Source organism: Methylomonas montana, assembly GCF_030490285.1.
Taxonomy (GTDB): Bacteria; Pseudomonadota; Gammaproteobacteria; order Methylococcales; family Methylomonadaceae; genus Methylomonas; species Methylomonas montana.
Genome location: NZ_CP129884.1, coordinates 2,042,105 through 2,056,725, shown reverse-complemented (window position 1 = coordinate 2,056,725; position 14,621 = coordinate 2,042,105). Strand labels below are relative to the sequence as shown.

The 14,621-nt window shown below is 52.3% G+C and carries 10 protein-coding genes; 3 read left to right on the top strand and 7 right to left on the bottom strand.

Going from position 1 to position 14,621, the window contains the following annotated elements; translation table 11 throughout:
- Window positions 1-165 precede the first annotated feature (165 nt).
- Together QZJ86_RS09550 and QZJ86_RS09545 are read left to right on the top strand one after the other, a co-directional pair.
- Window positions 166-669, top strand: a complete 504-nt coding sequence (locus QZJ86_RS09550) for an RNA polymerase sigma factor (RefSeq protein ID WP_301938477.1) — start codon at window positions 166-168, stop codon at window positions 667-669.
- A 152-nt stretch (window positions 670-821) separates the two neighbouring features.
- On the top strand, window positions 822-1,778 hold the full coding sequence (locus QZJ86_RS09545; protein WP_301938475.1) for a FecR family protein: 957 nt from the start codon (window positions 822-824) through the stop codon (window positions 1,776-1,778).
- An 87-nt stretch (window positions 1,779-1,865) separates the two neighbouring features.
- Here the strand turns inward: QZJ86_RS09545 and QZJ86_RS09540 are convergent, their stop codons facing one another.
- On the bottom strand, window positions 1,866-6,719 hold the full coding sequence (locus tag QZJ86_RS09540) for a response regulator (RefSeq protein WP_301938473.1): 4,854 nt from the start codon (window positions 6,717-6,719) through the stop codon (window positions 1,866-1,868).
- Window positions 6,720-6,814: 95 nt separating this feature from the next.
- Window positions 6,815-7,987, bottom strand: coding sequence for a response regulator (locus QZJ86_RS09535; RefSeq protein WP_301938471.1), 1,173 nt, complete (start codon window positions 7,985-7,987; stop codon window positions 6,815-6,817).
- Window positions 7,988-8,415: 428 nt separating this feature from the next.
- On the opposite strand from QZJ86_RS09535, the gene QZJ86_RS09530 reads away from it, so the two are divergent.
- Entirely contained in the window at window positions 8,416-10,857 is a 2,442-nt protein-coding gene (locus QZJ86_RS09530; RefSeq protein WP_301938470.1) for a TonB-dependent siderophore receptor, read from the top strand.
- 79 nt (window positions 10,858-10,936) lie between these two features.
- Here the strand turns inward: QZJ86_RS09530 and cydX are convergent, their stop codons facing one another.
- Genes cydX through QZJ86_RS09505 form a run of 5 tightly spaced genes read right to left on the bottom strand, consistent with a single transcriptional unit; the run spans window position 10,937 to window position 14,612 of the window.
- On the bottom strand, window positions 10,937-11,086 hold the full coding sequence (gene cydX / locus QZJ86_RS09525) for a cytochrome bd-I oxidase subunit CydX (protein WP_301938468.1): 150 nt from the start codon (window positions 11,084-11,086) through the stop codon (window positions 10,937-10,939).
- 11 nt (window positions 11,087-11,097) lie between these two features.
- Window positions 11,098-12,237, bottom strand: a complete 1,140-nt coding sequence (gene cydB / locus QZJ86_RS09520; protein WP_301938467.1) for a cytochrome d ubiquinol oxidase subunit II — start codon at window positions 12,235-12,237, stop codon at window positions 11,098-11,100.
- Window positions 12,238-12,240: 3 nt separating this feature from the next.
- Window positions 12,241-12,816 (bottom strand): aspartate carbamoyltransferase, encoded by a 576-nt coding sequence (locus QZJ86_RS09515; protein WP_301938465.1) that lies wholly within the window; start codon window positions 12,814-12,816, stop codon window positions 12,241-12,243.
- A gap of 16 nt (window positions 12,817-12,832) precedes the next feature.
- Window positions 12,833-14,392 (bottom strand): cytochrome ubiquinol oxidase subunit I, encoded by a 1,560-nt coding sequence (locus QZJ86_RS09510; RefSeq protein WP_301938464.1) that lies wholly within the window; start codon window positions 14,390-14,392, stop codon window positions 12,833-12,835.
- Entirely contained in the window at window positions 14,382-14,612 is a 231-nt protein-coding gene (locus tag QZJ86_RS09505; RefSeq protein WP_301938462.1) for a hypothetical protein, read from the bottom strand. Before QZJ86_RS09505 ends, QZJ86_RS09510 begins: the two co-directional genes overlap by 11 nt.
- Between the last annotated feature and the right edge of the window lie 9 nt (window positions 14,613-14,621).

Sequence of the window (14,621 nt, the reverse complement as noted above, 5' to 3'; positions counted from 1 at the left end):
TGGCAAATGCCGCACATCACTGCGTTATTTAACACAGTTTCGTTTCCAAGTTCACAGGCTTTTATTATTCACTAATCGATAAAGTCAGGCGTAATAAGCTATAAGCTGAAATTGGCTTGATTTTTGTTGTGCTAACGGCTCAACCTACTAAGCCATTTCACGACTATGAACAATACCGCCCACATTGCCCAGATCATCAAAAACCATGATCAAGAATTACGGCGGGTAATGTTTAGGCGTTGCGGCTGTATCGAAACGGCTGCCGACATCGTTCAGGAAACCTATCACCGTATGTTTGCCGGCAATTTGTGGCTTCAGGCAGAGAATCCGCGAGCCTTGTTGCATCGCATCGCCGCCAATCTGGCCACCGATTACGACCGCCGCCGCAATATCCGCAATCAATATGCCGGCGACGATTCGGCCGAAGAGGTCGAACGAGTCAGCGACGGCATCGATCCGGAGCAGATTACCGTGGCCAAACAGCGATTGGACAGATTGGTCGCCGCGGTCGATACCTTATCGCCTAAGTGTCGAACGGTGTTTGTGCTGCGCAAGTTCGAAGACCTTAGTCACGCCGAAATCGCCGAACGCTTGGGCATTTCCCGCAATATGGTGGAAAAGCATTTGCGCAATGCCATGCAGGCGTTACAACAAATCGACGATCTGTAAACAGCAAGCTCCTGTTTTGACAGGGTCATACGTCCTATAATGACGTAGCCGAAACCCTGAAAACTTCCGATGAAAATCTTTGCCATTGTCAGCCCTACGCCCACCGGCAGAAAGCCGTCTCGCTACGAATCATTTCGACGCGCACAATCGAAATGAACACATCTGCCGCCGATACCGCCGCCATTAAAGCCGCCGCTTGCGACTGGTGGATCAGGCTGGATAGTGGCATGGCCAGCGTCGGCGATCACACAGAATTTGCCCGCTGGTTGGCCGCCGATGCCCGGCATAAACAAGCCTTCGATCAGTTGTGCACATTATGGGGCGAGCTGGAGGCCATCGAAACCAGAATCACCATACCAACGCCACCTGCACCCAAACAAAACGTTTGGCGCTGGCAATGGGCCGTGCCGACATTGGCGATGGGCTGCCTAGCCTTAGGCTTATTCAATCCGCTATCGGTGTTATTGCGCGCGGATTTTCATACCGGTTTCGGCGAGACGCGCGATATTCGCTTGAGCGACGGTTCTACCGCACATTTGAACAGCAATAGTGCCTTGGCGGTACGTATCGACGGTGACCGGCGGCAATTGACCTTGCTGCAAGGCGAAGCCTGGTTCGAGGTTAGCCCCGACAAATCCCGACCATTTCAAGTACATGCCGAGCAAGGTAGTGTCACGGCGCTAGGCACGGCCTTTAACGTCAGGCTGCACGATAACCGGACCGAAGTCAGCGTCACCCAGCATAGCGTGGCTGTCGATGTCCAGCAGTCTGGCGGCGAAACCTTGCACACCGTGGTCGGCGAAGGCAGGCAAATTGTCTACGGCTCGCAAACCGGCTTGAGCCATCCGCAAAACATAGACGCACAAAATGTGACGGCCTGGCAGCGCGGCAAGCTGGTGTTCGAAAACCGGCCGTTGGGCGAGGTGATCGCCGAGTTGAACCGTTATCATCGCGGCTATCTGTTGATCAATGACACCGAGATTGCCGAGCGCCGCGTCAACGGCGTATTCCGCACCGACCAACCCTTGGACGTGCTGTCCACGCTGGAAACCGCTCTGAAACTACATTCCACCCGTATCGGCGACTATCTGATCCTGCTGCATCGCTAGCCGCTCCAACAGCATCTGGTGGACTCAAGAATCAAGGTGCCGCATGCTGAGCAAGGAAGCTTCGTCATTGTACAAACCAGCTAACGATTACATTGTCACTCCCAGCATGCGTGCGATTTCCTGCATACATTCCAGCGCATCGTCAAACTCATACTCAGCTACCAGTTTTATCAGCTTTCTCGCCGACGGTCCTTGTCCCAATGCGTCCAATTGGGGGGAGAGTTTTTCCAGCATTGCGCCAGCGCTAGAATCGAGATCGGCCAGCAATGCAGCAAGTTGACGCAATTCAATCGCCAGTGCGTCTTTGTCGACTTCAATGGAGGTTGCGTCAGGCGATACTACCTTTGCTGTCTTCGACGCAGGCAATGCCGCCGAAATATGGGCCAACTGACCGGTGAGTTCTAGCTCCATCGCCTGAAGCGCATCAACAAGACCTTCTGTTTCACCGCCTTTTAACATGTCCTCGACCAACCCCGCCTGCAGCGCCATCTCGTTTGCACCAATATTGCCTGCCAAGCCTTTAAGGGTATGCGCCTCGCGCATGGCTGTTTCAACATCGTGGTTATCAAGCGCTGCTTTGATACGCGCCATCGCATCGGTCTGGGTTTCATGGAAACGTGAAAGCATTTTGCGCAGCATTTTGACGCTACCGCCCATTCGCGCCAGGGCATTGTCAATATCCAATCCCGGAATGGCAGGCAGACCTTCTACGGGCGATTCTTTTTTAAAGGATTCCGGCTGCACATCGGCTTGTTTGGGTTTGATCCATTGCGCCAAAGTGAGGAGCAGTTGTGCGACATCAATCGGCTTGGCGATGTGATCGTTCATGCCGCTTTCCTCGCATTTTTCCTTGTCACCCGCCATCGCGTTGGCGGTCATCGCCAGTATTGGCAGATCGGCGAAGCGCATATCCTGCCTGATCTTGCGTGTCGCATCAAAGCCGTCCATCACCGGCATTTGGCAATCCATCAGCACGCCGTCATAGTTGAACTGCGCCACTTTTTCCACTGCTTCTGCACCGTTGTTGGCAACATCCACCTTTAGCCCGGCATCCTGCAAAATCTCCAGCGCCAGTTCCTGATTCACCACATTGTCTTCCACCAGCAGCAAGTGCGCGCCTTTCACCAGTCGTGCGGCCTCTTGATAGCTGGCCTGTTTTTCATGTTTGCGTGTGCTCGATACCACTTCCTTGCCCAGCGCACTAAGAATGCTGTCCAGCAGGGTGGATGGACTCACTGGTTTAACCAGCACGCTGTCAATTCGCACTCCCTCCAGCTCTTGCAACAACTCTTCCCGACTGTAAGCGGTGACCATCACAAAGGCGGGCATTTCGGGCAAATAGGTATCGGCTTGAATGCGTTTGATCGTTTCCACCCCATCCATGCCCGGCATCATCCAATCCATCAATACCAGTCCGTAAGGACGGTGTTCCAGATGCCCTTGTTCCAGCTCGCCAATAGCTTGTGCGCCACCGTTCACGGCAGTGACATCAAAGTTGAGCGACACCAAAATAGTTTGCAAAATTTCCCGCGCGCTGGCGTTATCGTCCACCACCAGCACACGAGTGCCGCGCACGTCTTCCGCCTTGAGCGACAAGTGACGTTGCTCACTTTGCACGCCAAACTTTCCGGTGAAGTGGAAGGTACTGCCTTTTCCAGGGTCGCTTTCAACCCCGATTTCGCCGCCCATCATTTCCACCAGATTTTTGCAGATGGTCAGCCCCAGTCCTGAACCGCCGTATTTACGCGTCGTCGAGGCATCGGCTTGGGAAAAGGCATTGAATAACTTGTTACGTTGCTCCTCGGTGAGGCCGATGCCCGTATCACGCACATCGAAGCGCAACCGCACTCCGTCCGGTTCATCGGCTATCTTATGAATCCCCACCGTAATTTCGCCCTTCTCGGTGAACTTGATCGCGTTATTCACCAGATTGACGATGATCTGCCCGAGTCGCAGCGGATCACCGACCAGCGCGGTGGGCACATCGGTTCCCACATCGAACAGCAATTCCAGCCCTTTATCCAGCGCCTTGACGACCGATAGGTCGGCGAGATTTCCCATCACATCTTCAAGATAGAAATCGGTCTTTTCCATCGACATCTTGCCGGCTTCGATCTTGGAAAAATCGAGAATGTCGTTGATGATACCTAGCAAATTCTTGGCGGCGGAATCGACTTTCTCGATGTAATTGCGCTGCTTGGCGTCGAGGTCGGTTTCTAGCGCCAGATGCGACATGCCGATAATGGCATTCATCGGCGTGCGAATCTCGTGGCTCATATTGGCAAGGAAATCGCTCTTTGCCTTGGTCGCGCTCTCGGCAATTTCCTTGGCAGCCTCCAACTCGATTTCAATTTTCTTAAGGTCGGAGATATCCCAAACAATCCCAGTGGCCAGTATTGGCTTGCCGGTATCGTCATAAGTAAATTTCCCTGTAGTCATGATATGCATAACGTCCTTATCGGGCTTGATCACCCGGAAGTGCGTTTTGTAATCGCTAATCTGATTTTCAATCGCATGCTGCATGATCGCGTCGGCACGCTTGGCATCATCGGGATCGATGAACGTGAACCACTGCCCTTTCGATCCGTCCAATTCCACATCGTCAAGACCATAAAGCCTAATGGTTCCTTCATCGGCTTCCAGCCGGTTTTCCAGAGGGAAAAATTTCCAGGTGCCCATCTTGGCCGATTTAAGCGCAATTTCCAGGGTTTGCTTGGCGTCTTGAATGGCGATCTCACTGAGCTTGCTTTCTGTAATATCCTGGGTAACGCCATACATGTCGGTCGGTTTGCCACTGGCATCTTTGACCACATGACCGAGTGCATGAATCCAGACGATTCTGCCATCCACCGGACGTTTGTAGGCATAAATCGAGTTGTATTCGGGAATGCGTCCTTCAACCGCAGCCGTGAAGTTTTCAAGCGTTTTTTCCGCAGCCATTTTGTCGCCGGCCTCGACATTGGCGAACCATTCTTCCTTGACTCGATAGCGCCAACCCTCGCGTGGAATGTCTCCGAAGAGTCTCGCGGCGCGTTCCGACGAGTTGAACCAACCCGATCCGTCCAACGGCATATGCCAATAACCTGATTTGGTTAAATCCAGTGCCTGATCGGCGAGGAAATTGGCCAGATGCAGTTTTTCCTCTGCCTGCTGGCGTTCCGTAATATCGCGGAACACGATCACCGCGCCGGTAAGCTGATCGTCCTTGTAAACAGGCGTAGTAGCATATTCAACCGGCAGAGCCGTCCCGTCCTTGCGCCAGAGAACTTCATCGTCCACCCTGCGCGGCTGGCCGTCACAAGACGTCAAATACATTGAACATTCAGCTCGGGGCAGGTCTCGGCCATCGGGATAGGCATAATGCAGCAATGAGTGCATCGCCTGCCCTATGAGTTCGTCGTCGGAATATCCCAGTTGGATTGATACGGCAGGATTGGCAAAGCTTATCTTGCCTTCGGTGTCCAAACCGACGATGCCGTCGCCCACTGCGCCCAATATCAGGCGCGTGCGCTCTTCGGTTCGTACCAATACTTCTTTGCTGGCTTCAATCGCTTCGCGCTGTTCGAGCAGGGCGGATTTCTGGGTTTCGAGCTCATCGGCTTGGGCCCGTGTTTTATCCAACAATTCTCGCGTAGCCACGTAACCGGCGAGAATCTGAATCTTTTCCCCCATCGCCGGCAGCAGCGCGTCGAAAAATGCCATCTGCTTGCTATCGAATGCATGCAGCGAACCCACTTCAAGAACAGCCAATACCTTGCCACGGTCGAGAATAGGAGAAATCAGTAGGGTGCGTACGGTTATCTTGCCCAAGCCCATGCTAACGCCGACACCATCTTCGCCTGCCAGGGCTAAAGAAATTTGTCGGTGATCCATCGCCGCTTGACCGACCAAGCCAACACCAAAATCGAAGCATTTGGTATGAATGGCGTCGTCGCAGCCATAGCCGCCGAAACGCTGTAATTGCGTTTGATTGGCATCGACTATGTACAAGGCTGCATAGACCAAATCCATGATGGGCGCCAGGCGGGAAGCTAGCGTGTTGCCAAAATCCGCGTAGCTTGCAGTTGATTGTACTGCCAGGTCGATTTCAGACAGCTTTTCCTTTATCCAGCGATCAATGATGGCGCTCTGCGCGCCTTGCTGCAACACCTCGATCGATTGCGCCATACCGCCTATTTCGTTGTCGTAGTCCAGGTGTGGCACCGCCTTATCGAGACGCCCGGCGGCGATATCTTCAATACTCTTACGCAAATCACCCAAAGGGCGTTGGATAGATAAGGTGATGAGCCATGCCAGCATGCCGCCGCCCATTAATCCGCCAGTGATCAAAAGAATCGAAAGAAACTGAAGTTTCTTATGGTAGGACGACGCCAATGTCATGAGTTCATAGGCACTTTTTTCCTGGTCGCGCGCTACTTCCGCGAGTTTGTCATCGGCACTATTCACAATAGCCGTAAAATCATCGCTCGCTAGATATTGCGCCACCAGACTGCCGGCATGCGGCGTCTCTTCCTCAATCATCGTTATCGCCTGATCGACGTTGCGAAGATATTGACCATAAAGCACATCAAACTCTTGAACCTGCTTGTTGTTTTTGTCCCTAATCAACAGGTTTTTTCGCCCTTCATCAAACTCTTTTTGCAGGGTCACACGGGCTAATTCGAGCCATTTTTTCGCTGATTCCCGTTGAGCCAAGTTGGTTGACAGCGCCATCTGGCGCAAACTGCGTTCGATGTAAATCAAATTAAGGTTAGCTTCCTTGATATGGGAAATGCCGACTAAATCATCTTCGTAAAGTTGTTTGGCCGATTTGTTGATTTCGACCAAACTGTAAAAACTGCGGATACCGATAAACAATGCTATCAACAAGACAAAACCAAACCCAAAAAACAGCTTGGCGCCAAGCGCCAAGCGTTCCATATAGCTTAAGATTTTTTGCATGGATGAATCCTTATCGATACTGTATTGCGAGCGGCAGGAAACAGTAGGGTTTGCTACACAAGGGATTTATGCTTTTCGCGGCAGGGACTTACGCATTATGACGTCATGCCAGAATTGCCTTGCAATACTTCAAGTTGCAAAGCTTTAGCGGCCATGTCCTCATCACTATCCGCAAAACGTGCCGCAATGGCGCGGAATTCATCTTGTAGGTCGACGAAAGCATCGACGACATCGGGATCGAAGTGTTTGCCTTTACCGTCGACAATAATCGCTGCTGCTTGTTCGTGCGGCATCCCTTCTTTATAGACGCGGCGACTGATCAACGCGTCGTACACATCGGCGACCGCCATGAACCGCGCCGAAATGGGAATGTCGTCACCCGAAATCCCCTCCGGATAACCACTGCCGTCCCATTTTTCCTGATGAGAGTAGGCAATTTCTTTGGCGAGAGTTAGGAATTCGACTTGCATTCCCAATTGTTTTTCGGCTTGTTCAATGGCGTTGCGCCCAATAATGGTATGGGTTTTCATGATTTCGAACTCTTCTGCGGTGAACTTGCCGGGCTTCAGAAGAATTCGGTCGGGAATGCCTACCTTGCCGATGTCGTGAAGAGGAGCCGACTTGAACAGCATGTCAATTGTCTGATTGGTTAGAAAATAACCAAACCGCGGATGCGTCTGCAGTTTCTCGGCCAATACCTTTACGTAGAATTGCGTCCGCCGGATATGGTTGCCGGTGTCCGAGTCACGCGTTTCCGCCAGCGAGGTCATCGCCAGTATCGTCACATTCTGAATCGCCGACAATTCGCGGGTACGTTGGGCGACCTCGGTTTCCAAAAAACTGTTTTGATCCCGCAGAAAATCCGCCATTTTCTTATTTTCCAACTGGGTTTTTACCCTAGCTAGCACGATAGGGGGCGAAATCGGTTTTGTGACATAATCCGCTGCGCCCATTTCCAGGCCCTTTTTTTCGTCTTCCATGGCACTCATGGCGGTAAGGAAAATGACCGGAATGTCCCGTGTTGAAGGGTTGGACTTAAGTTCTCGAATCACGTCGTAACCGGATAAACCAGGCATCACGATGTCGAGCAAGATCAAATCGGGCTTGCTGTCGCCTTGTACATATTTGAGCGCTTTCTCGCCGCTGTTGGCGACCTTCACTTTGTAGAGGTCCTTGAGCAATTCCGACATCAACGACAAATTATCCGCTGTGTCATCAACAACAAGAATGGAGGCGCGCGTGGAAAAATCAAATGCATTGTTAATCATCAAAATCTTTCTCCATGATTTCGATACCGCGACCCAACGGTTTCGATGGATGGCAATTGGTTAAGGCAGGCCAGCTGAGTTACTAGGCATTATAACCACCATGCATTGGCTGCGGGATATAGAAAGAAGCGCCGGTAATGTTTTTTATAATTTGAGGAAGCCTCCAAAAAATTAGAGAAATCGCCTTCTCCCTCCATACCCTCAAGTGCATAAAGGAGAAGGTTGGGATCAAGGGATTAAATCAGTCACTTACACGCCAGTCCTGCCTTTAGTAGCGGGGCTTTTCAGGGCTCATTTTATAAATTATGAAATTTGCCAATCAAACAGGCTTAAGAATTTGAAATTTTTATCCCTCGCCAGCTCCTGTTTTGCGGCTGCCGTGCGTCAAAACAATGTTAGTCAAAAAATAACAATATAGAGGGACATTCATGACTTTGAAAAGCATATCTATCGGCGGGCTAGGCCTGGCGGGACACACATCGACGCTGGTTTTGGCGGCGGCACTGGCCGTTTCGGGCGCAGCAAGCGCGGATAGCGCCAGTCGTTCATTCGCCATCCCTGCCGGCTCATTGTCCACCGCGCTCAACCGGTTAGCGGAAGCCGGCGGTTTGCAACTGGTCTACGACGCAGGCATAGCCGAAGGTTTGCAAAGCCAGGGCTTGAGCGGCAACTATACCCCGGAAGCGGCGCTGCAACAGTTGTTGCGCAACAGTGGCCTGAGTTACCGCATCGCCGAGAACGGTAGTGTGGTCATTGAGAGGCAGCAGCTGAATTACAAACAGGAGCCGACGGCGTTGCCGGCGGTGAACGTGGTCGGCAACAAAGTCTACGACACCAATAATCCTTACAACGATCTCTACGCGGCCCCCAATGCGACGACCGCAACCAAAACCAATATCGCCATCATGGATACGCCGGCATCGATTCAGGTTATTCCCAAATCTATCATGAACGATCAACAAGCGATTCGTTTCGAGGATGCAGTTTTGAATAACGTTAGCGGTGTACAGCGTGCATACGGCACTGCGGATATGTACGAAAGCTTCATCGTTCGCGGTTTTAATTCTATGGAACAGAATTACCGTAACGGTTTTAGGCGCTCGATGGGAAAATTCGACGTTGCTAACATGGAGCAGATAGAAGTCTTGAAAGGTCCGGCCGCCGTGCTTTACGGCCGCTTGCAGCCCGGCGGCATGGTCAATTACGTCACGAAGAAGCCACTGGCTGTTCCCTACTACGCGCTACAACAGCAATTCGGCTCTTACAGCGAATACCGTACCTCGGTGGATGCAACAGGTCCGCTCGATAAAGACAAAACCCTGCTCTACCGTTTCAATGGCGCCTATGACACCGGCAACTCCTATCGCGATGTCGTCGAGCATGAACGGATTTTTATCGCACCCTCGCTAACATGGCGGCCGAATGACCGTTTCGAAGCCAATCTGGACATCGAAAAACGCCACGATAACTATATGGACGACTATGGTGTGCCGGTATCAGGCAACAGGCCGGTCAGCGGGCGGCGGAATTTATTCACCGGCGATCCGGCCTTCAGGCCCAGCCAGGACAATACCCTGGTCTATGCCGACTGGAGTTTCAAATTCAACGACGATTGGGCGATAAAACATAAATTCCAGTGGGATGAAACCGACATCGTATTCAGCGGCCCCGCACCTAACGGCAAACTGGACGCCGATGGCCATACCTTGGGACGCCAGGTGATCACCGGCACCTCCAACCGGCGCTCTTATTCGACAAGTTTGGACTTGACCGGTAAATTCCAGACCTACGGATTGAAGCATAACGTGCTGCTGGGTGGTGACTGGTTCTTTTTCAATCAGGATGCGCCGGATAATATGTTTGCCTCCAGCGATTGGGGAGATCCGATCAATTCCACTTTCGATATCAACAATCCCCGCTACGATACCCTTGATGTCGCAGCGGTAAACGCCATCGCGCCCAATTGGTTCTGGCGTGAACGGGACGACTGGTACGGGGTATATTTCCAGGATCAAATTACGATTTGGGACAAACTGCATATCATGGGCGGCGGCCGTTACGACATGGCGGGTTATGGCGGCTTCGGCGGCTCGTCCTGGGAGGCGACCAAGAACGGGTTCAGCATGCAGCACGAAGACAAATTTACGCCCCGAGTCGGCATCCTTTATCAGCCCTGGGAATGGTTGTCAGTCTACGGCAATTACGTCGAGTCGTTCGGCAGTAACAATGGCCGGAACTCCGAGACCGGCGGCACCTTTAAGCCGCAATCGGCCGAACAGTACGAAATAGGCTTCAAGACCGAGTTTTTCGACAAGCGGCTGTCGTCGACCGTGGCCTACTATCACCTGAAAAAAACCAATCTCCTGACCGCGGATCTCAGCACCCCCGATGATCCTTTGGACAATGTAGCGATCGGCGAGGCGCGCAGCCAGGGCATCGAAGTGGATATCAAGGGCCAGGTCACCGACGACTTCAGCCTGGTAACCACCTATGCCTACACCGATGCCAGAGTCACCAACGACAAAAACAACAACAGCACGGAAGGTAAACGCTTACTGAACGTGCCCGAACATCAAGCCAGTTTGTGGGGAACTTATCAATTCACCGAGCATTTCAAAGCCGGGTTAGGCGGCGTGGTTGTCGGCAAACGCGAAGGCGATACCGCCAACACCTTCCAGCTGCCCGGTTACGCCCGTCTGGATGCGATGGCGGCGTATGTGCAACCGATCGGAAAGACCCGTTTAACCGCGCAAGTCAACGTCTACAATCTGTTGGATAAGGAATATTACACCGGCTCGACCTCTTGGATACCAACCGCCAACGTAGGCGCACCGCTTTCGGCAATGGGTTCCTTGAAGTTGGAGTATTAGCCCAAGCCGGCTTGAACCAAGGTGGCTGGCTTTACGATCCCAGCCACCTACTCCCGTTATCGGCTGTCATTTTTCGACCTTAGGCGCCTTCCTTATTTTTCGACAAACTTTCGCAAGACTGATCGATGCCGTGAGTGTCGATGTCGCACACCGATTCCAGCCACATGGCGTTGATGATGGCAAAGGACGCCGCGAAGCCGACGCCGAGTATCCAAGCGAAATACCACATGATGTTTCTCCTCAGTAAAGTGTGTGAGTGTCGTTTAAAACACTGGCTTCGGTGACGCTGCCCCAGATGATTTTGTAAACCCAGCGGGTATACAGCAGCACAATAGGCAGAAATACGATAGTGATCCAGAACGCCAATAGCATCGTGCTATGGCTGGAACTACCGTCCCACAAAGTCAGACTGGAGCGTGGATCGGTTTTAGAAATCAGCAAGAACGGAAACAAGCCAAAGCCAACAGTGAGGGCAATACCGGCAATCCCCAGGCTGTTAAACATAAATGCCCCCACTCTCGATTCGCCCTTGCCTAACAGCCAGGCCAACGAAATCCCGGCGAATCCCAACAACGGGGCCAACCACATCCACGGATAAGCCATAAAGTGCTGCAACCAACCCGCACCATTGCCGATCACGGTTTTATTCAAGGGATTGGAAGGTGCATTAGTCGCAGCCATCTGGATAATTTCGGGGCGGTCTATGCTTACAAATACCCACAGCGTTGCGGCTGCCAGTGCTGTCAACAGCATCGGTCCCAGGGCTTCGACGGCCAGCACGGCACGATCGTGAATCACGCCTTCACTACGCCATTTCAGAAATAACGCACCGTGAAAGGTGGTTAGCAACAGGCCTGTCACGCCGCACAGCAAGGCAAAAGGACTTAATAAAGCCCAGAACGAGCCGTCGTAAAATGACCGCAAATCTTGATCGAAATGAAACGGCAATCCCAGGATCAGATTGCCGACCAGCACCCCAAGTAGAATCGGCGGCAAGGTTCCCCCCAAAAACAGGCACCAGTCCCAGGCATTGCGCCAGCGCGGATCTTCGATCTTACTCCGGTAATCGAAACCAGCCGGCCGAAAGAACAGCGCAAACAGTACCAGCAGCATGGCCACATACAAGCCGGAAAACAGCGTGGCATAGACCGCCGGCCAAATCGCGAATATAGCGCCGCCCAGCAATACCAGCCAGACCTGATTGCCTTCCCAGGTTGCACCGACGGTGTTGATGATCACGCGACGCTCAATGTCTTTTTGACCGATGAACGGCAGCAAGGTGCTGACACCAAAATCAAAACCTTCAGTCAATGCAAAGGCGATGCCGACGACACCAATAAATACCCACCAGATCAGGCGGATGGTTTCATAATCGAACATGATTTACTCCTTACTATCAGCAGGTTTTAGCATAAGCTGATGATGCTTATGTTGTTGATGGGATTCGTCCATTTTATGATCGTGGTGAGTTTGCCCGCCGACTGCGTGGCGAGCGTGGTCGCTGAGTTGAGCATTGAAATAACGATGGATTGCACCGACCAACGCTGGCTGTTCGGCGCTGTACTCGATTTCCGCACCGTTCGGCAATTCTCGATATTCAAAACGCACCGCACCATTCGCAGCCGCCAGCTCCGCCAAACCCGGCATATCATTGCCGTGGATACGGCGTTGCTTGGTAAAATCACCTTGTTTGAAGCGCTCGCTGATGTCTAACAAATGTTGGCGGATCAAACCAATTTGCTCATAATCAATGGCGTCTTTGGCGACCACCTGCTGCAGGCCACCATGCTCGGTTTTATTAAAAACATGTAAGGTCTTCTCCAGACTAAACGGCATCACATGGCTGCCACGCTCGGCCACCTCATCCAGTCGAGTCGGATCGGCAGGCGATTCGGCATGGGCCGTCGTTGCCGCCAAAATGAATAGCCATACCGAAACCGCTTTAAATATAAAGTTCATAATGATCTCCTCGCCGTCAATGTGCGGCCTGTTGTTCGAAGCAATAACGGCCGGTATGTAAACTGCTGGGGCCAAGCCGGACGTACTTCAGCATCAGATACATTTCGATGACCAGCAATACTGTGTAGAACAAGGCAAAGCCGCCGATACTGAACCAGAGCTGATCGGCACTGAGGCTGGAAACGCTCATGTGGGTTGGCAATACGCCGGAAATGGTCCAGGGTTGGCGGCCGACTTCGGCAACGAACCAGCCTGTTTCGGCGGCGATCCAGGGCAAGGGAATACACCACACCGCCATGCGCAGCAACCAGCGCTTCTGATCGGCGACGCGAGTAGCACAGTAATAAAACGTCATGCCAAAGATGAACAACATGGTGAAGCCGCAAGCCACCATGATCCTGAAAGTCCAGAACAGCGGCGCGACTTTGGGGATGGTGTCGTTGGCCGCTTTGGCGATAGTCGCGGCGTCGGCATCGACCACTTTGTCGGTGTATTTTTTCAACAATAAGCCGTAACCCAGATCGGCTTTGTGTTCGTCAAAGCGTTGTTTGATGGTTGGGCTTTTATCGCCGGCGCGCAGCTTTTGCAAATTATCGTAAGCCACCATGCCGCTTTTAATTCGCACGGCACTCTCGTCACGCAAGTCTTTCAGGCCTTTGACATCTTCATCGATGGAACGGGTGGCGATTAAACCCAGTACATACGGAATCTTGATCGCGAAATCGGTTTTCTCGTTTTCCTGATCAGGGAAACCAAACACGGTAAATCCGGCCGGTGCGGGATGGGTTTCCCATTCCGATTCGATCGCCGCCAACTTGATTTTTTGGGTTTCGCCGGAGGTATATCCACTCTCGTCGCCGAGCACGATCACCGACAACACCGACGCCAAACCAAACGCCGAAGCAATCGAAAACGAACGTCTGGCAAAACCGATGTCGCGCTTGTTCAGCAAATACCAGGAGCTGATGCCCAGTACGAACATAGAGCCGGTGACGTACCCCGCTGCGACGGTATGCACGAACTTGACCTGAGCGACCGGGTTGAAAAACACGTCCGCAAAACTGGTCATTTCCATGCGCAAGGTTTCGTAATTGAATTCGGCGCCGACCGGATACTGCATCCAGCCGTTGGCGATCAGAATCCACAACGCCGAAAGACTGGTGCCCACCGCCAGCAACCAGGTCACCACCAGATGCTGCACCTTGGTCAGCTTGTCCCAACCGAAGAAGAACAAACCGACAAAGGTCGATTCCAGGAAGAACGCCATCCAGCCTTCGCTGGCCAACAACGGCCCGAAGATGTCGCCGACGTAATGCGAGTAATAGGCCCAGTTGGTGCCAAATTGGAATTCCAGCGTCAGACCGGTGGTAACACCCATCGCGAAGTTGATGCCAAACAACTTGCCCCAGAACTTGGTCATGTCCTTGTAGACTTCCTTGCCGGTCATCACATAAACGGATTCCATGATGCCGAGGATAAAGGTCATGCCTAAGGTCAGCGGCACGAACAGAAAGTGATACAGCGCGGTTAAACCGAACTGCATCCGGGATAGCATGACAATATCATCACCGAACATGTCGAGACTCCTGGGTTGATTGAGAAGAAAAAGCTGAGTTACTTTGGGGTTGTGCAGCAGGCAAGGCAAAATGCTCGGCAATGTCAGGTTTGCTGGTTGGCTTATCCATCCAGCGAAAAATCAGAAACCATAGGCCGATCAACAACAGGATTTTGATCAGCATGGCGATGCCGATTTCCCAACGCAACAAACTGGACTTGGGTAATGGAGTGTGCTGCATTTTGAGCCT